Annotated in this window: 21 protein-coding genes; 6 read left to right on the top strand and 15 right to left on the bottom strand. The window is 47.8% G+C overall.

Annotated features, from left to right (window positions below):
- Positions 1 to 49: 49 nt before the first annotated feature.
- Genes ACZ42L_RS00370 through ACZ42L_RS00360 form a run of 3 tightly spaced genes read right to left on the bottom strand, consistent with a single transcriptional unit; the run spans position 50 to position 2009 of the window.
- On the bottom strand, positions 50 to 574 hold the full coding sequence (locus tag ACZ42L_RS00370; RefSeq protein WP_464703061.1) for a cyclophilin-like fold protein: 525 nt from the start codon (positions 572 to 574) through the stop codon (positions 50 to 52).
- Positions 575 to 598: 24 nt separating this feature from the next.
- Positions 599 to 934: a cyclophilin-like fold protein gene (locus ACZ42L_RS00365; RefSeq protein WP_464699703.1), complete on the bottom strand. Its 336-nt coding sequence runs from the start codon at positions 932 to 934 to the stop codon at positions 599 to 601.
- Between the two features lie 4 nt (positions 935 to 938).
- Positions 939 to 2009, bottom strand: a complete 1071-nt coding sequence (locus ACZ42L_RS00360; RefSeq protein WP_464699701.1) for an alpha/beta hydrolase — start codon at positions 2007 to 2009, stop codon at positions 939 to 941.
- 136 nt (positions 2010 to 2145) lie between these two features.
- On the opposite strand from ACZ42L_RS00360, the gene ACZ42L_RS00355 reads away from it, so the two are divergent.
- Complete coding sequence (locus ACZ42L_RS00355; protein ID WP_464699699.1) at positions 2146 to 3057, top strand: helix-turn-helix domain-containing protein; 912 nt, start codon at positions 2146 to 2148, stop codon at positions 3055 to 3057.
- A 196-nt stretch (positions 3058 to 3253) separates the two neighbouring features.
- Here the strand turns inward: ACZ42L_RS00355 and ACZ42L_RS00350 are convergent, their stop codons facing one another.
- From ACZ42L_RS00350 to ACZ42L_RS00340, 3 genes are all read right to left on the bottom strand, one after another.
- Complete coding sequence (locus tag ACZ42L_RS00350; RefSeq protein WP_464716306.1) at positions 3254 to 4573, bottom strand: ATP-binding protein; 1320 nt, start codon at positions 4571 to 4573, stop codon at positions 3254 to 3256.
- Between the two features lie 313 nt (positions 4574 to 4886).
- Positions 4887 to 5885: a DUF4435 domain-containing protein gene (locus ACZ42L_RS00345; protein ID WP_464716305.1), complete on the bottom strand. Its 999-nt coding sequence runs from the start codon at positions 5883 to 5885 to the stop codon at positions 4887 to 4889.
- Positions 5886 to 5889: 4 nt separating this feature from the next.
- Positions 5890 to 6705 carry an AAA family ATPase gene (locus ACZ42L_RS00340; RefSeq protein ID WP_464716304.1) on the bottom strand — a complete coding sequence of 272 codons (816 nt, stop codon included), beginning with the start codon at positions 6703 to 6705 and terminating at the stop codon, positions 5890 to 5892.
- A 112-nt stretch (positions 6706 to 6817) separates the two neighbouring features.
- Between ACZ42L_RS00340 and ACZ42L_RS00335 the strand changes: the two genes are divergently transcribed.
- Positions 6818 to 7738: a DMT family transporter gene (locus tag ACZ42L_RS00335; RefSeq protein ID WP_464703056.1), complete on the top strand. Its 921-nt coding sequence runs from the start codon at positions 6818 to 6820 to the stop codon at positions 7736 to 7738.
- Between the two features lie 3 nt (positions 7739 to 7741).
- Here ACZ42L_RS00335 and pgl read toward each other — a convergent pair whose 3' ends face one another.
- From pgl to ACZ42L_RS00315, 4 genes are all read right to left on the bottom strand, one after another.
- Positions 7742 to 8440 (bottom strand): 6-phosphogluconolactonase, encoded by a 699-nt coding sequence (gene pgl, locus ACZ42L_RS00330; RefSeq protein ID WP_464716960.1) that lies wholly within the window; start codon positions 8438 to 8440, stop codon positions 7742 to 7744.
- Positions 8440 to 9939, bottom strand: coding sequence for a glucose-6-phosphate dehydrogenase (gene zwf, locus ACZ42L_RS00325; RefSeq protein WP_464716303.1), 1500 nt, complete (start codon positions 9937 to 9939; stop codon positions 8440 to 8442). The genes pgl and zwf overlap by 1 nt, the downstream gene beginning before the upstream one ends.
- A 12-nt stretch (positions 9940 to 9951) precedes the next feature.
- A complete protein-coding gene (gnd, locus tag ACZ42L_RS00320; RefSeq protein WP_464716302.1) occupies positions 9952 to 11433 on the bottom strand; it encodes a decarboxylating NADP(+)-dependent phosphogluconate dehydrogenase in 1482 nt (493 codons plus the stop codon).
- A gap of 232 nt (positions 11434 to 11665) precedes the next feature.
- A complete protein-coding gene (locus tag ACZ42L_RS00315) occupies positions 11666 to 11839 on the bottom strand; it encodes a hypothetical protein (protein ID WP_464706307.1) in 174 nt (57 codons plus the stop codon).
- 490 nt (positions 11840 to 12329) lie between these two features.
- Here ACZ42L_RS00315 and ACZ42L_RS00310 point away from each other — a divergent pair, with 490 nt between their 5' ends.
- The 3 genes from ACZ42L_RS00310 (at position 12330) to ACZ42L_RS00300 (ending at position 15470) form a co-directional block, all read left to right on the top strand.
- Positions 12330 to 13625 carry an O-acetylhomoserine aminocarboxypropyltransferase/cysteine synthase family protein gene (locus tag ACZ42L_RS00310; RefSeq protein WP_464716301.1) on the top strand — a complete coding sequence of 432 codons (1296 nt, stop codon included), beginning with the start codon at positions 12330 to 12332 and terminating at the stop codon, positions 13623 to 13625.
- A 118-nt stretch (positions 13626 to 13743) separates the two neighbouring features.
- The gene (gene cysK / locus ACZ42L_RS00305; RefSeq protein WP_464716300.1) at positions 13744 to 14691 is read left to right on the top strand and encodes a cysteine synthase A; all 948 of its coding nucleotides are present in this window, start codon (positions 13744 to 13746) and stop codon (positions 14689 to 14691) included.
- 176 nt (positions 14692 to 14867) lie between these two features.
- Positions 14868 to 15470, top strand: a complete 603-nt coding sequence (locus ACZ42L_RS00300) for a GNAT family N-acetyltransferase (protein WP_464716299.1) — start codon at positions 14868 to 14870, stop codon at positions 15468 to 15470.
- A 3-nt stretch (positions 15471 to 15473) separates the two neighbouring features.
- On the opposite strand, the gene nhaD is transcribed toward ACZ42L_RS00300, so the two are convergent.
- The 5 genes from nhaD to ACZ42L_RS00275 all read right to left on the bottom strand — a co-directional run bounded on the left by nhaD (position 15474) and on the right by ACZ42L_RS00275 (position 20163).
- Positions 15474 to 16826, bottom strand: a complete 1353-nt coding sequence (nhaD, locus tag ACZ42L_RS00295) for a sodium:proton antiporter NhaD (RefSeq protein ID WP_464699683.1) — start codon at positions 16824 to 16826, stop codon at positions 15474 to 15476.
- 91 nt (positions 16827 to 16917) lie between these two features.
- Entirely contained in the window at positions 16918 to 17703 is a 786-nt protein-coding gene (locus ACZ42L_RS00290) for a TatD family hydrolase (protein ID WP_464716298.1), read from the bottom strand.
- Positions 17704 to 17706: 3 nt separating this feature from the next.
- Positions 17707 to 18405 carry a hypothetical protein gene (locus tag ACZ42L_RS00285; protein ID WP_464716297.1) on the bottom strand — a complete coding sequence of 233 codons (699 nt, stop codon included), beginning with the start codon at positions 18403 to 18405 and terminating at the stop codon, positions 17707 to 17709.
- Between the two features lie 15 nt (positions 18406 to 18420).
- Complete coding sequence (locus tag ACZ42L_RS00280; protein WP_464716959.1) at positions 18421 to 19395, bottom strand: polyprenyl synthetase family protein; 975 nt, start codon at positions 19393 to 19395, stop codon at positions 18421 to 18423.
- A gap of 45 nt (positions 19396 to 19440) precedes the next feature.
- The gene (locus tag ACZ42L_RS00275; protein WP_464716296.1) at positions 19441 to 20163 is read right to left on the bottom strand and encodes an energy transducer TonB; all 723 of its coding nucleotides are present in this window, start codon (positions 20161 to 20163) and stop codon (positions 19441 to 19443) included.
- A gap of 188 nt (positions 20164 to 20351) precedes the next feature.
- Between ACZ42L_RS00275 and porQ the strand changes: the two genes are divergently transcribed.
- Positions 20352 to 21299 (top strand): type IX secretion system protein PorQ, encoded by a 948-nt coding sequence (porQ, locus tag ACZ42L_RS00270; RefSeq protein WP_464699676.1) that lies wholly within the window; start codon positions 20352 to 20354, stop codon positions 21297 to 21299.
- Positions 21300 to 21340 lie beyond the last annotated feature (41 nt).

Below are 21340 nucleotides of genomic sequence, written 5' to 3'. Positions count from 1 at the left end.
AAGCAACTCGAACAATCCATAAATTGCCGCATGTATATATCTTAGGCAATCACTTCTTTGGCAAACTCAATACCACAACGGCTTTGTCACCTCCAAAGAAGTTTTTCACCTCCTCAACGCTACCGCCATCTATCTTGCCAAGACGAGTATAGCTCCAAGAGTTTGAACTAAGGAAAATTACCAATTGGTTGCCATTGTATAACATAACATCACCTACGGTCGTAGTTATTTGCCTATCGCTTGCCGGAAGCGACAGGGGTAAACTGCCCACCATTTCAAATCCACCATATTGCTGCATCTTCACCGTAAGCTCACCTTTGCTGCACAAGGCTACCAGCTGGCGAGTAGCAGCATTGTCTATCAGAGTCATACTAAGTGTACCAGTGCTTGTTTTCAGAAGAATCTTCTGTCCCTCAACCGATGCCATGGTATTCACGTCTGTAACATTCCCGTCATTGGATACCAAAGGCAGAGTTGGTATTTCAGGCATATTTTCATCATTGGCATCTCTATTACAACCAATAGCACTCAATACCAATCCACTCAAAAAGAGTACAGTCAAAGCTATTTTCATGTTGACTCTCATATTATACAACTATTATTCAAATGCAACTTTCACATTGCTCTTGCCCAACGCGAGCCGTAAACCCTCAGTGGATAGCACCCTGCCAATGCGCGAATAAGCATAGTGGGTGCGAAACGACTCGTAGAACACCACCACACAGTTACTGCCAAAAAGCATAATATCGCCAGCGTTTATCATACCAGGACATTGTGGCTCTGAGGGCAGATGCTCTCCCAAATACACATATTTTTCGTTGCCGTTGAGTTCTTCCATATCAAGTACCAGGGGCAAAAGACTGACGAAAGCCTGCGCAGTGGCATTCTGCTCCAACTGCACAGGGTATCTTCGTTGATTAATAATGATATACATTGCGTTATTTCAAATAATCGCGATAAAACTTCTCCAGTTTATCAAATGGAATATAATTGTTATCCCCACCGTCGTACAAGTCGGTGTGATTAGCCCCTGGGATGATAAATAAATCCTTGTTGTTACCCGTGAGTTTGCCGTAAGCAGTCTTGCCGAAATAGAGACTATGCGCTTTATCACCGTGCATGATGAGCACTGCCGACTGGATTTCGCCAATACGCTGCATGAACGGTAGGTTGATAAACGAGAGTGCCGAAGACTTATTCCAGCCATCAACAGAGTTAACCGAACGAGGATGGAAACCACGTTTGGTTTCATAATACATTGTATAGTCTTTCACAAATTGCGGCATACTGTCTGTCAGCTCTGTCTCTTTCAGACATCCTCCTGCACGGTCATAATACCCCTGACGATAATCTTTAGTGCGCTGAGCGTTCAAAGCCTCAAGCGTTTTATGGCGCGCAATAGTATTGTCGTCTGCATCAAAATAGCCATTGGCCATAATACGTGTCATGTCGTACATGGTCGAAGCTACCGTAGCCTTGATTCTAGTATCCATAGCTGCTGCGTTCAGTGCAATACCCCCCCAGCCACACACACCGAGAACACCTATTCTCTCTGCATCTATATTATCCTGCACAGAAAGGAAATCTACCGCCGCCGAGAAATCCTCTGTATTGATATCGGGTGAAGCCACATTGCGAGGTTCGCCCGAACTTTCGCCGGTGAATGAGGGATCAAAAGCTATGGTAAGGAATCCACACTCTGCCAAATGCTGTGCATAAAACCCAGAACTTTGCTCTTTCACGGCTCCGAAAGGACCACTTACAGCTATTGCTGCCAACTTGCCCCTAGCATTTTTAGGTGTATACATATCAGCTGCCAGTGTAATACCATATCGGTTAACGAATGTAACCTTCTTATGGTCTACCTTCTCACTCTCTGGAAAAACCTTATCCCACTCCTGTGTCAATTCCAACTTTGTCGGTTTTGGCATCATCGTACGTTTTACATTCTGTGAATTTGCTGTCATAACCATTCCTATCAATAATGTTACTAAAAAACTTTTCTTCATATTTTTTATTTTCTCTATTGCAAAGATAGGAAGAATATCCACCAGTGGTTATAACCAAATTATTGCAAAACCTACCAATTTTATTGTTTTCTGCAGTAAAAACAGTAAATTTACAACCGAAAAGCAATAAGTGCCAATGAAAGAAATACTCACTATCAATAATGCCAACGACTATGCCCACGACATAGGTGCCCCCACCTATCACCGTCATATAGCTGTCATTCACTACGACGAGATGGGCAAAATTCGCCACTCGCTCAACCATTTCAACGTGTATGCGTTCTTTGTTCAACGCAATTTCCCTTCAGACCTTGCCTACGGTGTGGGAAAATATGTTGCCGATACAAACTCACTGTTAGCTTACGCTCCTGGGCAAATAGGCGGAAAAGACGACGACGGTACCATGGCACAATATCATGGCTGGGTACTCATGTTCGATCCGGAATTCATTTACAATACAGACTTCGAGCGAAACCTCAGCCACTATCATTTCTTTTCGTATAACAGCAACGAAGCATTGAAACTTACCGATGACGAAATAGCCATTACAAATCGCATCATGGAGGCCATAAGGCGTGAGTTAAAGGCCAGCTTACCTCATAGCAATCGCATTGTGCAAGACTACATTCTGCTACTGGCCGATTTTTGCAATCGCTTTTACGACCGTCAGTTTCAGATGGCTACCGAAACTAACACCGATATTCTGGCTCGCTTTCAAAACATGCTGTTACAGTATTACGACCAAGGTAAACAATACGACTACGGCATACCCAGCGTGAAACGTTGTGCAGACGCACTGTTCATGTCGCCCAGTTATTTCGGCGATGTCATTCGCAAATCGTTGGGTGAAAGTCCTATCCAGTATATCCGTCGATTTATCATTGAGCGTTCAAAAATGCTTTTGGTATCGGGAAAGACCATTGGAGAAACAGCCCACGACATGGGGTTCGAATATCCCCAGCACTTCACACGAATCTTTAAGAGCGAAACGGGCATGACTCCATCCACTTATATAGAAACATTGAAATCTGGTCAGCAAGCACCCTGATGCACTCTTCAGATTGCAGAACATTCTTAGAAGAAGGCTCAACAAGGCATACCAAGGAGCAGCCCTTCCCAAACAAGCAAAATGACATGCCATTACTGCCTAGGCTTAACAGCATTGCTGCCGAGCCTAGGCAGCGATGCTGCGAGGGCCTTGCAGTAAATTGATATAAAAGTCCCAACAATGCCACCTATCCCTTTCATCTACATTCAGGATAATCTTTTATATAGAAATCAAGCGTAGAATACAAAGGAATATTTTCCATCCAACCTTGGTCTACATACCCCTTCATGGAAATACGGAGACCTTTCAAGCGAGCTTCGGGATGGCCGTCAATATAGGTTTTCATAGAACGGGCACGGACATTCTCTTCGGCTTTCACTTCGATGGGGATTGCCCGGTCTTCCGTCTGAATAACAAAGTCTATTTCGGCTGGTGAGGTACCATTGCTCCAGTAATAAGGTGTGAAGCCTTGCACTACGAGTTGCTGCAATACAAATTGTTCTGTAAAAGCACCCTTAAACTCCTTGAAAACATTATCCCCTATAAGCATCTGCTTAGCGGGAGCATCCACCATACAAGCAAACAAACCACAATCAAGCAGAAAAAGTTTGAAAGCGCTTAAATCTTCATAGAACTTAATGGGCGATTGGATTTCTTTCACCCTACTGACTTTATGAATAATACCTGCATCAATAAGCCATTGGATAGCAAGTTCATATTCCTTTGCACGTGCTCCTTGTTTGATGACACCATAAATAAACTTCTTGTTTTCCTTTGCCAACTGCGAAGGCAGACTGTCCAGTACCTGCCCAATACGGATACTTTCTGTTTTGGAACTATGCTTGGATATATCATTGCGGTAGGCGTCAAGGATATTCTGCTGGAGTCTACGCACTTCCGACAAATCGTGATTTTGAATAAAATGTGACAGAACTTCAGGCATTCCTCCAACGAAGTAATAGTAACGCAGCTGCTCTATGAATTTAGATGCAAATGTCTCCATCATTTTCCAATCTCCCTGATGCAGGAGTTGCAACAGGGTTTCTTCACCGTTTGCTTCCAAGAACTCTTCATAGTCCATAGGATGAATGGTAAGTATATCCACCTTGCCTATAGGAAAGGAATCGCCCTGGTGAAGTGTGATGCCTAACAATGAGCCAGCTGCCATCACATGATATGCGTTTGCATTCTCCTGAAAATATTTCAGACTATGAAGGCCACGCGGTACTTCCTGTATCTCATCAAAGATAATCAAGGTCTTATCAGGCTCTGGCTTGACCCCGGTAATTGCCTGTATAGCAAATAATATGCGTTCCATATTATAATCATCGGCAAACAAGTCCTTGGCCAAAGGCTCGGCATCGCAGTTAATATACGCTACCGACTCGTAGCATGTCTTGCCAAATTCCTGCATCAACCATGTCTTACCTACCTGCCTGGCTCCAAGAAGAATGAGCGGTTTTCTACTTTTACGCTTCTTCCATGCCTCAAGTTGATTAAATACTTTCCTTTTCATAAATAATCATTTTTTGCAAACATACACTTTTCCGATGATAAAAACAAGCAAAAATTACATTTTTTCGATGATAAGAAAGGTGCTTTATTACACTTTTCGCAGGATAACTTATCGCATTCCGATAATTCGCAGAATAACATCATCACAAGTTTTCCTCATTTCAACAACCTCTTTTTCTTTGTACTGCCCAAAGAACCATCAACTTATTTCACTCATCGAACTCACGGTAAAAGATTACTTTTGCAAAAAATAAGAAACTAATACCAGATATACGAGGACCTTGCAGTATTTTCTATCTAATATTTACGGGTGCTTAGGGTGTGTTCGCCAGGAATGTGGCAATATCTGATTGGATGCGCTTGAAAGGCTCAGACTGCATATAGCCCGTATTCTTCTTCAGCAAAGCTGAGATGTTACCGGTACTCCCGTCATACGCCGCCAGCTCCGTACGATACTGTGTATTGTGGACCGCCTGCCTGCGTATCTCGTCTTCGCGCTCCCGATATAGCTGATGACAGACGGAATTGAGCATCGGCACTACGACCCTGTCGAAGAGGTGGTGGCCCTGTATATATAAATAGGTGGTCTGCGGTGTGACGCCCAAAGCCTTCAGGTCGTTCTTCACCTGCTGATAGCTGTCCTTGGCATTGGGATAGGCATGGCGTAACGTTTCCATCTTGCGCCCCACTTTCTTCCGCAGGTTTTCCAATCCTTTCTCCACGTTCCGCAAGTGGAAATCGCCTATATCAATAATTGCATTCAGGTCGGTCAGGGTGAAATCGTGGTAATGTGTGCTGCGGTAAAACCATATATTCCACACGAAGAGGGGAAATACTATCTCTGAATAGGCTGCCAGATAGGTCTCAAAATCGAAAAACTTGCGGTCGTTGAGCACCACGGCTACACACACGCTATGGAGCGACGGCGCATAACATTGCAGATTTTCGATGGCATAGGCGTAAGTATGGAAGATGTAAGGATTCTCCATCATCATCTTGGATGCCGGCGATGCCCCCTGCATCAGGTAGTCGTAATCGGCATCCACACAGGCTATCATGTCGCTGCCCACCCCTTCCAACAGCTTGGAGATGGCAGCCTTCTTGCCCCGCTCCAGATGTACGCCACGCGAGGGAAGCATGATTTCGAAATATCGGGTATCGTCTTCGAAGTCGTTGAGTACCGTGCGCCAAAAGTAAATGTCGTCGTAGCTCTCCACGTAGACGGCTATCTTACGACGCGCATGCTTGGCCGTAAGCTGATTAGCCGCATGAAAATACTGCGAATTGACGTTCGCACTGAGTCGGTTGGGCATAGGCTTACAGGGTTATATCGGTCACTTCGGTCACATGTTCCATCCATCCGTTCATGATGACGGCAGGACTATGGGTGGTCATGATAATCTGGATATTGGGATTCAGCTTCAGTATCAGGTCTATCAACAGCTTCTGCCATTCAAAATGGAGACTCACTTCCGGCTCGTCCATGAAAAGCACATAGGGCTGATTATCTTCCACCAAGACGGTGAGAAGAATACACAGTATCTGCTTTTCGCCACTCGACAGCTGGTAAGGCACGAGCGTCTCACCCAACTGCGAGAAACGAATCTCGTTCTCAGTGCGCACGATGGTCTTGCCCGTTTCGGCATAGAGACTGTCTATCATGTCTTGGAAAAGCTGCTTCGGGGCCGAAAACGACTGGGCTTTCAGGGCGCTGTCGGGTTCGCCGTTCTGCAAAGTATGGATGATACGGTTGCCAATATTCACCTGATAGTCGAGATACTTGCGCTGCAACTGGAACAGCTGCCAGTCTAGTTCGGTAGCGAGCGACACCTCCATCTTGGCCACTGTATCCAGATTCAGCAGTGGTCGGTCAAACGAACGGATGGCATCGTAGCGTATCCATCGGGCATCATCGGGCGACACACGCAGTCTGACTCCTTTGAGCATGTGACTGGGAAACTCGCCCCCACTGCTCAAGCCTTTCAGCACTTTGTTCAAGATGGTACTCTTGCCCACACCATTGACGCCGCTGAGAATGTTCACCCGGCGGTCCAGATTCCATACCACGTGCTTGACACCACTCCAAAGCGACTCGATTTCTATCTGCTCTATGTAGTCTGCATATTTAGGCATAACAGTCTAAGAATTGGTTTACTACAAATTTAGTAAAAATATTCCATCGTGCTACACGCCCTCCCGATAAATTCGTACTTTTGCAACGCTTTTTAATATATAAGTTATAGCGATGACAAACAACAAACCACTCATAGCCCATCTGAGCATGCTGGGTGCATGCACATTCTGGGGATTGATGGCCCCGATAGGTAAAGATGCCATGCTGCATGGGATAGATGGCATCGGCCTGGTTTCGTTCCGCGTGTTGGGTGGGGCTATCCTGTTCTGGATAACGTCACTGTTTACAAAATACGAACATGTGCCCATGCGCGACATTGTGAAGTTTGCAGGAGCGGCATTGTTCGGTCTGGTATGCAACCAGTGCTGCTATACCATCGGCCTGAGCATCACCTCGCCCAGCAACGCCAGCATCATGACCACCTCCATGCCTATTTTTGCCATGATACTCTCGTTCATCATTCTGCACGAACCCATCACCCTGAAAAAGGCCGGAGGCGTATTGCTGGGATGTTGTGGAGCTTTGATACTGATTCTGACAAGCATGACGGCAGCCAGCTCAAAGGTAGGCGACATCCGTGGCGACCTGCTTTGCATGGCAGCCCAGCTGTCCTTTGCCCTCTATTTGAGTCTGTTCAATCCACTTATCAAGCGATATTCTGTCTTCACCATCAACAAGTGGATGTTCCTATGGGCCACAATCATGATTCTACCTTTCTCCGGTCGGCACGTGATGCAGACTGAATGGGCTGCCATTGAGACAAAGACATGGATGGAAGTAGGCTTCGTGGTATTCTGCGGAACATATCTGAGCTATATTCTCACAATGATAGGACAACGCGTCTTGCGCCCCACGGTGGTGAGTATCTATAACTACGTACAGCCCCTGGTATCGGTTTCGGTGAGTGTCTTGGCCGGTATCGCCGTGTTCAAATGGTCACAGGGATTGGCCGTTGTCCTCGTCTTCACCGGCGTCTGGCTCGTAACGAAGTCGAAATCGAAGCGAGACGCCGTAGTGACCGAGGAGAAATAAAGATTATCCAAGGTCGGTAAAAACCTCGACCTCGTGCTTGGCATGATGCACTACATAGGCCGCCGGCCCTGTATCTGCGCTGCTTTGCATATCATGGAGAACAGGGCGCTTGCCCTCTCCGGTCATCAGGAAAAGTACATGAGGACTACGAACGATTGGTTCGCCGGTCAATGCGATACGCTTTTGACCACTCGTCGGATGCACGGCTACGACGTAACTATGTGGCGACTGAAGCAGTTCCATGCGGTCAGGAAAGATGGACGAGGTATGTCCGTCGTCGCCCGCACCGAGCAAAATGGCATCGAATATGGGGAAACCATCTTGCATGGGCATGCCCGATTGGGCTACCATCCTGGCGTATCTCACTGCTTCTGCCTGTGCATCGGCCTCTCCGTAAATACGAAAGACCTGTTCCGAGGGCATAGCCACCTTGTCTAACAGATGCTTCTTGGTCATTCCGTAATTGCTTTCAGCATCGGTTGGCGGCACACAACGCTCGTCGACCCAGTACAACCGCAATCGCTTCCAAGGGGTTTGGGCAGCAAACTCATCCGCCCAAACATCGAACATGTGAGCAGGAGTAGTCCCCCCACTCAACGCCAGATGGAAATATGGCTTGTCGGCAGCATCAATAAGTGCTAATAACCGCCTCACGATGGCACGTGCTGTGTCTGTCTTCGATGGGTAGGTATGTACTCTCATCATAGCTCGCAATATAAGTCGGTATTGGTAAGATTCTTACAGGGATTGGTCCATTCGGCCTTATGGTCGTGCATCAGCTTATCACTTTCGCGCGGTCCCCAAGTGCCGACGGGGTATCCATAGAGATGTGCATCGCCGTACTCTTGCCAATATTTCAGGATTGGGTCAAAGAATTTCCACGAGGCTTCAGTCGCATCGCTGCGCGTGAAGAGTGTAGGATCGCCCTGAATACAGTCGTCTATCAATCGTGCATAGCCATCGGTAATTGGCTTGGCATCGACCAATTCGTCGTAACTGAAGTCCATAGAAACCTGTCGCACATTGAATCCGCTACCCGGAACTTTCATTCCTATCTTCATGGCTATACCCTCGTTGGGGGCTATGCGAAGCGTCAGGCGATTGGGACACGGACGTACCGAGCACTCGCCACGGAACATCTGGAGGGGTGCTTCCTTGAAATGTACCACGATTTCGGTTACCTTTGTCGGCATCTGTTTACCTGTTCTGATATAGAACGGTACACCGCTCCAGCGCCAGTTGTCTATATTCAACCTCATGGCCACGAATGTCTCGATACGCGACAGTGGGTCTACCCCCTGTTCTTCGCGATAACCTTTCTTATCGCCGGCAGCGATATACTGCCCCCGGACCACATGTTCGGCAAAATCCGTACCGCTGAATGGACGCAGCGAATCATACACTTTAGCCACCTCATTGCGGAAATAATCGGCATTAAACTTCGATGGCGGTTCCATAGCAACCAGTGCCACGAGCTGAATCAAATGGTTCTGAACCATGTCGCGCAATGCGCCGGCCTGATCATAGAAGCCACCACGGCTCTCGATACCAAGATTCTCTACAGCCGTAACCTCCACGTAGTCAATGTAACGCCGATTCCATAAGGGCTCGAAAATACCATTGGCAAATCGGAAAGCCAATACATTCTGTGCCGTTTCCTTGCCAAGGAAGTGGTCTATACGATATACCTGATGCTCTTCGAAAGCCGACGCGTAGATGCGGTTCAGCTCCAAGGCCGACTCCAAATTATATCCGAAAGGCTTCTCAACAATGATGCGCGAACCCTTAGTATTGAGTCCTGCGGCCTTCAGATGCTGCGGTACGACTCCGTAGAGCGAGGGGGGCGTGGCCAGATAATAGAGCAGATTGTCGGGAGTGTCGGTATGTGCCAACTCCTTCAGCCGTTCTCTCAGGCCGACATATCCCTCGGCCTTTGCCGGATCGAGCGATTGATAGTGCAGATGAGCAATAAACTCCTGCAACTCTTCTTCCTTGCACTCTTCCGCTTTCACAAACAAGTGTATCTGCTCAGAGATATACCGACGGTATTCTTCATCGGTGTAAGCCGTGCGCGAAACTCCCAAAACAGAGAACCTACCATACAACCGTTTATCCTTAAACAGGGAGAACAGAGCCGGCATCAGTTTTCGTTTGGTCAAATCTCCGGAAGCTCCGAAGATAACCATTACAAAATTATCCATGCGTATTCCTCCTTATACATTATAAGTACCCGACTTCGTTGAACCACCATGTCCGGTCCAGTTTTCGTGGAAGAACTGCCCTCTCTCCTTATCTTTCCGCTCAAATGTGTGCGCACCGAAATAGTCGCGCTGTGCCTGAATCATGTTAGCCGAAAGATCGGCCGACTTCAATGACAGCAGATAATTAAGTGCCGACGAGAATGCGGGAATGCTAATCTCCCGTTCGAGCGTCTTGGCTACCAAATGCTTCCAGTCATTTAACTGTGCTTTCAGTTCGTTGGCAAAGTATGGGGCCAGCAATAAATGCTTCAAATCTGTCTCTTGTTCGTATGCAGCAGCAATGTCATTGAGGAATCCACTACGGATAATACAACCGTTACGCCACATCCGTGCAATGCTGGCCATATCCAGATTCCAACCGAAACGGTCGGATGCTTCCTGCAATACGGCAAATCCCTGTGCATAGCTCACCATCTTCGAGGCATACAAAGCAGCATGTACTTCGTCCAACAGATTCTCTAGATTGAGGTCGGAAACAACCTCCTTGCCGCCATCCAACCGTGTCGCAGCCTGCTGACGCAATGATTTCTCCGACGACAGGCTACGCTCGAACACTGCTGTAGCAATCAGTCCGAGCGGTTTGCCAAGCTCCAACGCATTGATGACAGACCATTTACCAGTACCTTTCTGCCCGGCAGCGTCGAGTATATGGTCGATAAGATAAGTACCGTCGGCGTCCTTATGTCGCAGAATCTCGGCAGTAATCTGAATCAGATAGCTCTGCAATTTACCCTCGTTCCACTTTTCAAACACATCGGCCATCTCTTCATTGCTCATTCGGCCCATCCATTTCATCACCCAATAGGCTTCACTGATGAGCTGCATGTCGCCATACTCGATACCGTTGTGAATCATTTTCACGAAATGGCCTGCACCCTGAGGACCTACCCAGTCGCAACAAGGCGTACCATCTTCGGCTTTGGCGGCAATGCTTTGCAGCACAGGTTTCACGCTCTCCCAAGCCGCCTTGCTACCACCGGGCATGATAGACGCACCATTGAGCGCACCCTCTTCACCTCCCGAAACACCACTGCCAACAAACAGGAAACCTCGACGTTCGGCCTCGGCTACACGTCGGTTAGTGTCTTCGTAGTTGGAGTTACCCCCGTCAATGAGTATATCGCCGGGCGACAAGAGGGGGAACAACTGCTCCATCAGTTGGTCTACAGCATTCCCGGCACGCACCATCATCATGATTTTACGTGGTTGTGCTATCGAAGCCACAAACGAGTTAATGTCTACATGCCCCTCAATAGACTTGCCCTTGGCACGTCCTTCGACAAAACGTTCTACCACTCCTTCTTCCAATCCTGTTACTGTGCGGTTGTAAACCGACACCTGCCAACCATGATTGGCCATGTTGAGAGCCAGATTCTCGCCCATAACGGCAAGTCCTATCAGCCCTATATCTGATAATTTCTTATTTATTTCCATATCTATAATCCTTTAATTAATATACTTATATCGACAAAGATACAAAACAAAATCATATAGTCCAAGAAATAAAACACAAATAACATTTACCAACATTTCGCTGACGTAATCATTGATTTGTCCCTTACAGAAACATGCACATGCTTATACCTTTATCATTAATATACCGAATGGGATGGGGCTTTCTTTTCATTGATTGTATATAAATACAAACGCAATAGTTTCATATTCGTTATATGATATTGCCGTCAATACTTATAGACGACTCTGCCAACAATGCTACATCTATTATATGTTCTGTAGTTTGCAACATATAATGACTGATATCTAATGTAGAATCGTAAAGCAGTTTCACCCCAGCTTCTTCAAGCCATTTGATATAGTTGGAATTTTCTACCTTTATCAAAGTAGATGACGTTTGGGGAGCATAACGAAAATTAGCCCATCTGAAATGTTCTAAGGTAACTCTATACGAGAATATATTCTCGAAACAAACTTTAATCGTACGATTTTCAAGAAAAGAATCTAATTCAACCAGTAAATTCGTTGAATCATATTCTATTTTTGAGAGAGAACATTCGCCAGCGATATATGGAAGAGACGTCCATTTCTCTTTGAGCAAATACTTATTCTATTATACCCTACCTCCATCTTTACGTCCATACAAAAATACTCAATTATATTATAAACATCTCTCTTGAATGTAAGAAAATTCAGTCATCAAACTGATAATACTATTATATATAGGTATAAAAGATACCTAACCATACCATATACCATGATTATGGTAGCACAAATGACGCTTTTATGCGATAGGACAATTCCGAATTTCGCTGTACCTTTGCATCAGAGAATTAGAGAGAAATATATAACAAATAAAAAGAAAGGAAACGATTATGAGCAACGAGAAGAAACTACGCTTTGAGACACTACAACTGCACGTAGGCCAAGAACAGGCCGACCCTGTTACCGATTCACGTGCCGTCCCCATCTACCAGACTACATCCTACGTGTTCCACGATGCACAGCACGCTGCCGACCGCTTCGGATTGCGCGATGCCGGAAACATTTACGGTCGTCTCACCAACTCTACTCAGGGTGTCTTCGAAGCTCGTGTAGCTGCGCTCGAAAGTGGTGTAGCCGGACTGGCAGTCGCCTCAGGAGCTGCCGCCATAGCTTACTCCCTGCAAAACATTGCTCGTAATGGCGACCACATCATAGCTGCCAACAATCTCTACGGAGGCACATTCAACCTGATTCAGCACACATTGAGCACCCAAGGCGTATCAGCCACCATCGTAGATCCGTCGAACTTTGAAGAAGTAGATGCTGCCTTTAAGGAAAATACCAAAGCTGTCATCCTCGAAACCTTCGGCAATCCCAATGCCAGCGTCACCGATATAGACCGCATCAGTGAGATTGCCCACAAACACAATACAGTGGTCATCGTAGACAACACGTTCGGCACACCCTACCTCTTCCGTCCACTGGAACATGGTGCCGACATCGTAGTACACTCGGCAACGAAGTTTATCGGTGGCCACGGAACTTCGCTTGGCGGCGTCATCGTAGACGGCGGTACATTCGATTGGAAAGCCAATGCCGACAAATATCCTTCATTAGGCAAGCCCGAACCAAGTTATCATGGGGCTGTATTTGCCGATGTAGCCGGAAAAGCGGCATTCGTCACTCGCATTCGCGCGGTACTCCTACGCGACACCGGCGCTGCCATCTCACCATTCAACGCCTGGATTCTATTACAAGGATTGGAGACATTGAGTCTCCGCGTAGAACGCCATGCCTACAACACGAAGAAGATTGTAGAGTATCTGGCAGCTCATCCGAAGGTAGAACGTGTCAATCATCCGTTGCTGTCCAGCCATCCCGACCATGCACTCTATGCAGAATTATTCCCTGAGGGTGGCGGTTCGATTTTCACTTTCGACATCAAAGGCGGCCAAGACGAAGCTTGGGCTTTCATAGACCATCTGCGCATCTTCTCATTATTGGCTAATGTAGCCGACGTAAAATCACTCGTTATCCATCCCGCCACCACCACACATTCGCAGCTGACCGAGCAGGAACTCAACGAGCAACACATCTATCCGTCAACCATCCGACTGAGTATCGGCACTGAACATGTGGAAGATCTTATTGATGCCTTGAACGAAGCTTTCGACTACGTAAAGTAGATTCAAGCGAAGAAATCATGGAGAGTCAGATGAATAAAAATAACATGACTCTCCATCAAACACAATAATACTACAAAACAACGTTATAAGAATATCACAACAACAAAAATATATCATTATGTCAAACATCGCAAAACAAATAACTGACCTCATTGGTCAGACTCCATTAGTAGAGCTTAACAAGTTTTCTGTAGCCAACGGACTTGGCAACCCTATCATTGCCAAGGTAGAATCTTTCAATCCTGGCGGTAGCGTAAAAGACCGCATAGCCTTTGCTATGATTGAAGATGCCGAAAAGAGAGGTATCCTGAAACCAGGTGCAACCATCATCGAACCGACCAGTGGCAACACCGGTGTAGGGCTGGCATTGGTTTCTGCCGTGAAAGGTTACAAACTCATCCTCACCATGCCCGAAACCATGAGCGTGGAACGTCGCAACCTGGTAAAGGCCTACGGAGCTAAAGTAGAACTCACCAGTGGTAAGGATGGTATGAAAGGGGCTATCAAGAGGGCCGAAGAACTGCGCGATTCTATTGAAGGCGCTGTGATTCTGGGTCAATTCCTGAATCCTGCCAACCCACAGAAACACTACGAAACAACCGGCGTCGAAATCTGGAATCAGACCGACGGAAAGGTAGATATATTCGTAGCAGGTGTGGGAACAGGCGGCACTGTATCGGGTATCGGCAAGCGTCTGAAGGAATACAACCCCGGCGTGAAGGTGATAGCCGTAGAACCAGCAGACTCTCCCGTACTGAGCGGAGGAAGTCCCGGCCCTCATAAAATCCAAGGCATCGGAGCTGGTTTTATTCCTGATACATACAATGCCAATGTCATTGACGAGGTTCTCCAAGTAGCAAATGACGATGCTATCCGTACCGGAAGACAGTTGGCACAGCAAGACGGCCTGCTCGTAGGTATATCTTCGGGAGCAGCCGCATACGCTGCCGCACAGATAGCAAAGCGTCCTGAGAATGCAGGCAAGACCATCGTGGCCTTGCTGCCTGACACTGGAGAGCGTTATCTATCCACCGTACTCTACGCTTTTGAGGAATATCCTCTATAAGTAAGCCTGAAATTGACGAGGTACAACTTAACGAGTGGACAGGAAATAATTTAGAAGAAACGATACGAAGTTAGCCCGAAATCGGGTATAATAAGAGCGAGCACTTTATCAGGATGCTCGCTTTTTTCGTATCTTTGCCTATGCCAATCAACGCATACATACATCTATCATCCATTATGGAAACAATACAGATACACCAGGCAAGCCCCGACATGGCATCACAAATAGCTCCACTCATCATGGAAGCCATGAATGCGGAGTGTTGCCAATACTTTGCCGGACCGTCACACACGCTTGCTGACTTCCAAGAGATGATGGTCTCGCTCATCTTGCGAGACGACAGTCAGTACAGCTATCGCAATGCACTCGTAGCCACCACAGCCGAAAACCGAGTTGTCGGGGTATGTATTACATACGACGGCGCACTTCTACACTCCTTACGAGAAGCCTTTGTCAATGCAGCCAAAGAAACCTTCGGACGCGATTTCAGCCACATGGACGACGAGACCCAGGCCGGCGAACTCTATATCGACAGTCTCTGTGTGACACCATCTCATCGTGGCCAAGGCATTGCCACCCAGCTATTAAAGGCTACCATCAATCGGGCTGCGCATTTACATCTACCCGTAGTCGGCCTGTTGGTAGACAAAGGAAATCCCCATGCTGAACATCTTTACAGGCGAGTGGGATTCCAATACGCCAACGATTCAGCATGGGGAGGGCATCAGATGAGACATCTCATCTATCGGCTATCCCCCGAGGAACAGCCCGAAATATGATTCTTATACCGGAGTTACAATAATAAAGCTGCGAAGAATCCAATAAGAGAAGATTCCGGCAAGATATCCTACAAGTGCAATCCATGAGATGTGCTTCATGTACCAGCCGAAAGTGATTTTCTCCAAACCCATGACAACGACGCCTGCTGCACTTCCGATAATGAGGATAGACCCCCCCACACCGGCACAGTAAGCCAACAGCTGCCAGAAGATACCGTCGATAGCCATGTCGCCCGTAGGAGCTACAGGGTACATACCCATACATCCAGCCACCAGAGGCACATTGTCTACGATGCTCGAAAGCACACCGATAATACCCGTCACAGCATAATGGTTACCATTGAACACGTCGTTCAGTCCCTGACCCAAGGCTGTCAACACGCCCACTTCTTCCAAACATGCAACAGCCATGAGAATACCTAGGAAGAACAGGATCGTCGACATATCAATACGGCTCAGCAGATTGGTAACTCGCTTTTGCATACCTTCGTTTCCCGACCCTAACTTACGATAGAACACCTCGGTCGTTGTCCACAGCACACCCAGTACAAGCAAGATACCTACAAAGGGAGGAAGATTGGTCAGATAACGGAAAATAGGTACGAAAACCAGACCGCCCACACCGATGGCAAATATCATCTTGCGCTGCGAGCTGTTGAAATCAAGTACTTCATAATCAGACTTCAACTTGGCATCTGCACCATCCAGCTGACCTTTGAGCATTCCTTGCAACAGCAAAGCCGGAACGACTACCGACACCACAGAAGGTATAAAGACTTCTGAAATGACGCCCAATGCCGTGATAACGCCCTTATTCCACAACATAATCGTTGTAACGTCGCCAATCGGCGAGAACGCTCCACCAGAGTTGGCAGCAATGATGACCAACGAAGCATAAATCAGTCTGTCTTTACGTTCGTGTACCAATTTGCGCAAAATCATAATCATGACGATACTTGTCGTCAGATTGTCGAGGATGGCAGAGAGGAAGAATGTCATCACGGCTATCTTCCACAATAGACCACGCTTGCTTTTCGACTTCAGCTTGTCGCGTACGAAATTGAAACCGCCGTTCTGGTCTACTATCTCCACAATAGTCATCGCACCCATCAGGAAGAAGAGGGTTGTAGACGTACTGCCCAAATGATGCTCTATGGCTGCACCCACAGCGTCTATCAACGCCTGCCCGCTAAGCCCCGTCATATAACTTCCAGGGTCGAGCATGAAGAGCGTCCAACAAGCTACGAACATCAACAGTGCGATGGCAGCCTTGTTTACTTTTGCTAAACTTTCGATGGCTATAAAGAAATAGCCTACGACAAACGTAACAACAATTGCAATGGTTAATGGTGTCATGATATAAATTTAAAAATTTGATTGCAAACTTAATAAATAACGAGGAAATAAGAAAATAAAACCTACATTTACTTCAAAAACCTGTGAAAGATTATTCAATACCGAACACCCGCTTCACATTGGCATTGGTCTGGAGGGCCACCGTTTCTTCCGAAACGCCATAACTGGCGGCCAACTGCTGCAAAACCAGTTTCACGAAAGCACTCTCATTACGCTCCCCACGATGCGGCACAGGCGCCATATAGGGACTGTCGGTCTCCAAGACGATTCGGTCCAGAGGCACTACAGCCGGCAAGTCTTCGCGCAGATGACTGCTCTTGAAAGTCAGCACGCCACCGATACCCAGCACAAATCCGTCGAACTGCAACAGCTGTTCGGCCTCGCGGGCGTTTCCAGTGAAGCAATGGAACACCCCACCTGGAAGCTCCCTATTGTACTTCTTCAGCAGATTCACCATCTCGTTTTGCGCTTTCCGGCAGTGAATCATCAGTGGCAAGCGATATTCTATCGACCATTTCACCTGTTCTTCGAAACATTCCAATTGCTCAATTTCATAATCGCGAGTCCAGTAATAGTCCAATCCCACTTCGCCCACAGCGATGAAAGGATGAGGCTCGCAAAGCCGTTTCTTCATCTCGGCGAGCACTTCGCGCCAGTCAGCCTTCACCTCTTCGGGATGCAAGCCTATCATAGGATAAGCGAATCCGGGATAGGCTCGGCTCACAGCCAGCACCGTATCGACCGATTTCAAATCTATCGCGGGAATGAAGACCTTGGACACTCCGGCCTCCTGCGCACGCTGCATGACAGCCAAAAGGTCTTCCCTGAACTCCTCACCATCCAAATGTGTGTGAGTATCTATAAATGTATAAGCCATGAATTAATAAAGATGTTCTTCGTGACGACGATAATAATACACTACACCCAACTTCCTGCACTCGGCAAACCTCACCTCCGGAGGTTCGTTCTCGAAATGCTTCTCTATCTGATTCCACAGGTCCAGAAGCACCTCATCCACCTTCGGGCGAATCTCCTTGAGGGCTTCCTGCGCCTCCTGCGTACGGGTTTGGGCCTGCTGCTGACGCTCGTAGGCCTCGCGATAAATATCATAATGGGTAGACACCATGCCTATCGTAGGATTGTAGATGGGCCGTCCACCGGCCTTGATACGCGCCTTTTCGCCCTCAACCACCCTTCCGCCCCATGTGATAAGGTTGTCGCCGGTCTTCATGTCGGGCAGGGCCGACGCGTCTACAGGCAGTCCATAGAGCGGCAGCTGCTGCCGTTTGATTTCTCCGCGCTCCACAGACATGAGCAATACCTGTACGAAATGACTCAGATACATGAACGCCTTGCGCTGCACCTTATCTACTTTGGCCGTCTGCCGTGTCTGGGCCTGAAAGCACAACTGATACTGCGAATTGGCCGTGAGCAACTGTTCGTACATCGTCTGCGAGTCGTTGATGGTCTTCCAGTCAACGAAGCGATTGCGCACAGTGTATATATCATTGCAGTCCAACAAGGTCTTCAATGCTTTCAGGCGGGCACTATCGGTTTTCGGCAGACGTCTGTAGGGCATATTACAAGCACTTTATCAACTTTGGCGTTTCATCATCCTACGTGCATAGGCTGTCAGTTCAGTCTTGCGAGCGGCCGGCACTTGCACAGCTTCCAGATATTCCTCGCTCTGTGAGAAGTAATATTCTATCTTATCAAGCGCCAGTCGGTCGATACCCATCTCATTGTAGAGACGAGTCACGGCAGCCACCTTCTCCTGCTTATCAAATTCCGTTGCTTCCACCCATTTGGTCAGCTCGGCACGCTGACGGGCATCGGCCCTGTTAAAAGCATTGATAAGCATATAGGTCTTCTTGTTGCTGATGATGTCTCCACCGATAGCCTTACCGAATACTCCGGGGTCGCCGTACACGTCCAAGAAGTCGTCTTGCAACTGGAACGCCAACCCTATCTGCTCACCGAAGCGGTACAGATTGTCGGCATCTTCAGCCGAGGCATCGGCCAGAATAGCACCTATCTTCATGGCGCAAGCCAGCAGTACGCTCGTCTTCAGACGTATCATTTCTATGTATTCGCTCTCTGTTACGTCGTTGCGCGTCTCGAAATCCATGTCGTACTGCTGTCCCTCGCCTATCTCAAGAGCTGTCTCGGTAAACAGGTCGAGCACTTCCTTCATATGCTTCTCGCCACATTGCAGCATGCGTTCGTAGGCTAAGACGAGCATGGAGTCGCCCGAAAGGATGGCCGCATTAGGACTCCAACGCTTATGCACGGTCTCCTTACCGCGACGCATCTCGGCCTCATCCATCAAATCGTCGTGCAACAACGTATAGTTATGATAGGTCTCCAGAGCGCAAGCCGAAGACAGTATGTCTTCCGGATGGTCCTTATAGAGATTGTAGGCCAACAGCATGAGCGTAGGGCGAATGCGCTTTCCGCCGATGGAAAGGACATATTTCACGGGGTCGTAAAGCACTGCGGGTTTTCTATCGTATGGCAACTGGTCCAGATAGGCATTGACTTTTGCCAAGATCTCGTCTGCTGTTAATATCATATCTTCGTCTGTTTGATTCATTAAAATGGTATTCTTTCAAGTCTATAGATTAAAGTTTATCGGTATCGAGAACATGGTTCGGCAGGGTTTGTTATACATGATACCGGGTTTCCACTTCGGCATCATGCCTACTACGCGCAATGCTTCGCGGTCAAGCAGTGGATGCACTGCTTTCTCGATGCGTACATCGGCTATCGAACCATCCTGATTGATGATGAACGACACGACCACCCTGCCCTGTATGCCAGCCTGACGGGCCGAAACGGGATATTTCAGCGTCTTCGTCAGCCACTTCATAAACTCCACCATACCGCCAGGATATTCAGGCAACTGCTGTACGATTCGGAAACTGACCGGCTCGTCGTTCTGATTCAATGCCACTACCGGAGGCTGGTCCTGCGTCTCTGTCTGCCCGTTCTCTGCCTTCGTGCCGGCTGCATCAGCCCCCTGCTCGGCGTCACCGGTATTTGGATTCAGCCGGTCCAAGACTTCCGGCAGATGGTCGACGGGCTTCACTTTGTTGGTCACGCTGCGCGATACAGAAGCCGGGGCTGCCGAAATCATATCCTGCCTGTCCATAGCCGACATCATCTCCAAATCGTCCCGGTCGTCGTCGCTCAGCAAATCCTTGGCATCGTCCAGTCTCGTCGTGGCCGTATATTCCAATGCTACGAAGCATGCAGACAGCACCAAGACGAGTCCGATGAGGAACATCGTGAGTCGTTTGTCCTCCAGATTGGCCTTATATGATTTCTTTACTTCCAAAGCGACTAGTCGTCAAAACGCTGAGGGGCAACCTACTTCGCACGCCGATTGACATCCAGCAGACTGCCTTTCCTGACAGGATGGCAATAATATCCACCTTTCAACGTTACAATACTGATTAAACATCGCAAAGTTACTTCTTATATTTGGAAAAGCTGTATCTTTGCCGAATAATTAGAAAAAATTCAATGAAAAGAGTCGCTTTCGCTTTTTTGCTTGGCATAGCAGCCTTTCCGGCCTTGGCACAGGAGAGTCTGACGGGGTACAACTTCCTTCGATTGCCTGTCAGCGCACATGCTGCTGCTCTCGGTGGAGACAACATCTCTATCATCGAAGACGACGAATCCTTCATCTTCAACAACCCTGCCCTGCTCTCGTCGGTAACCGACAAGACCATCAACCTCAACTTCATGAGCTATATGTCGGGCGTCACTACAGCCTCGGCAGCTTTCAACCGCAATGTCGGCAAGCACGCATCGTGGGCCGTTTCGGGACAGTATATAGACTATGGAAAGATGAAACAAGTGGATGAGAACAACATCCAGACAGGCGAATTCAGTGCACGGGACGTAGCCATGACGGGCTATTTCTCCTATATGCTGACCGACCGGATAGTCGGCGGCATCGCTGCAAAATTCATCACATCGCATATCGGCGACTACAACTCGATAGCCGTGGGTGTAGACCTGGGCCTCAACTACTACGACAGCGACCGCGAATTCTCTGCATCACTGGTGGCCAAGAACCTCGGTGGCCAGCTGAAAGCCTACGACAACATCTACGAACACATGCCCATCGACGTGCAGTTGGGCTTCAGCAAGCGATTTCTCAACGCCCCGCTGCGCATCTCTGCCACGCTCGTAGACCTGAACCACTGGGACTACAAGCTCCTCTATCATGTCGTAGCGGGTGCTGAATTTCTGCTCAGCGACAATATCTGGGTGGGAGCGGGCTACAACTTCAGGCGTGCCAACGAAATGAAAATCGTCAACAGCCGTCGTGAGGAAAGCAGTCACGGAGCTGGTTGGAACTTCGGTGCAGGTCTCAATCTGGAACGCTTCAAGCTCAATCTGGCTTATGGCCGATACCATGTGAGCAGCCATTCCGTCACCATCAACGTGGCCTACAGCCTATAGATTCCACCATTCTGAAATCATCGAACAATCGAATAAACCCA

Source organism: Prevotella mikamonis (assembly GCF_055381405.1).
Note: the sequence above shows the minus strand (reverse complement) of the source record. Positions and strands in the feature narration are given on the sequence as shown.

Bases quoted from the DNA above. Each gene is read 5' to 3' on its own strand.
- ACZ42L_RS00310 (WP_464716301.1), top strand. From the start codon at position 12,330: ATGAGCAACGAGAAGAAACTACGCTTTGAGACACTACAACTGCACGTA.
- porQ (WP_464699676.1), top strand. From the start codon at position 20,352: ATGAAAAGAGTCGCTTTCGCTTTTTTGCTTGGCATAGCAGCCTTTCCG.
- ACZ42L_RS00370 (WP_464703061.1), bottom strand. From the start codon at position 574: ATGAAAATAGCTTTGACTGTACTCTTTTTGAGTGGATTGGTATTGAGT.
- ACZ42L_RS00350 (WP_464716306.1), bottom strand. From the start codon at position 4,573: ATGAAAAGGAAAGTATTTAATCAACTTGAGGCATGGAAGAAGCGTAAA.
- ACZ42L_RS00365 (WP_464699703.1), bottom strand. From the start codon at position 934: ATGTATATCATTATTAATCAACGAAGATACCCTGTGCAGTTGGAGCAG.
- ACZ42L_RS00335 (WP_464703056.1), top strand. From the start codon at position 6,818: ATGACAAACAACAAACCACTCATAGCCCATCTGAGCATGCTGGGTGCA.
- pgl (WP_464716960.1), bottom strand. From the start codon at position 8,440: ATGAGAGTACATACCTACCCATCGAAGACAGACACAGCACGTGCCATC.
- ACZ42L_RS00360 (WP_464699701.1), bottom strand. From the start codon at position 2,009: ATGAAGAAAAGTTTTTTAGTAACATTATTGATAGGAATGGTTATGACA.
- ACZ42L_RS00340 (WP_464716304.1), bottom strand. From the start codon at position 6,705: ATGCCTAAATATGCAGACTACATAGAGCAGATAGAAATCGAGTCGCTT.
- ACZ42L_RS00300 (WP_464716299.1), top strand. From the start codon at position 14,868: ATGGAAACAATACAGATACACCAGGCAAGCCCCGACATGGCATCACAA.
- gnd (WP_464716302.1), bottom strand. From the start codon at position 11,433: ATGGAAATAAATAAGAAATTATCAGATATAGGGCTGATAGGACTTGCC.
- ACZ42L_RS00355 (WP_464699699.1), top strand. From the start codon at position 2,146: ATGAAAGAAATACTCACTATCAATAATGCCAACGACTATGCCCACGAC.
- cysK (WP_464716300.1), top strand. From the start codon at position 13,744: ATGTCAAACATCGCAAAACAAATAACTGACCTCATTGGTCAGACTCCA.
- ACZ42L_RS00285 (WP_464716297.1), bottom strand. From the start codon at position 18,405: ATGCCCTACAGACGTCTGCCGAAAACCGATAGTGCCCGCCTGAAAGCA.
- zwf (WP_464716303.1), bottom strand. From the start codon at position 9,939: ATGGATAATTTTGTAATGGTTATCTTCGGAGCTTCCGGAGATTTGACC.
- nhaD (WP_464699683.1), bottom strand. From the start codon at position 16,826: ATGACACCATTAACCATTGCAATTGTTGTTACGTTTGTCGTAGGCTAT.
- ACZ42L_RS00345 (WP_464716305.1), bottom strand. From the start codon at position 5,885: ATGCCCAACCGACTCAGTGCGAACGTCAATTCGCAGTATTTTCATGCG.
- ACZ42L_RS00290 (WP_464716298.1), bottom strand. From the start codon at position 17,703: ATGGCTTATACATTTATAGATACTCACACACATTTGGATGGTGAGGAG.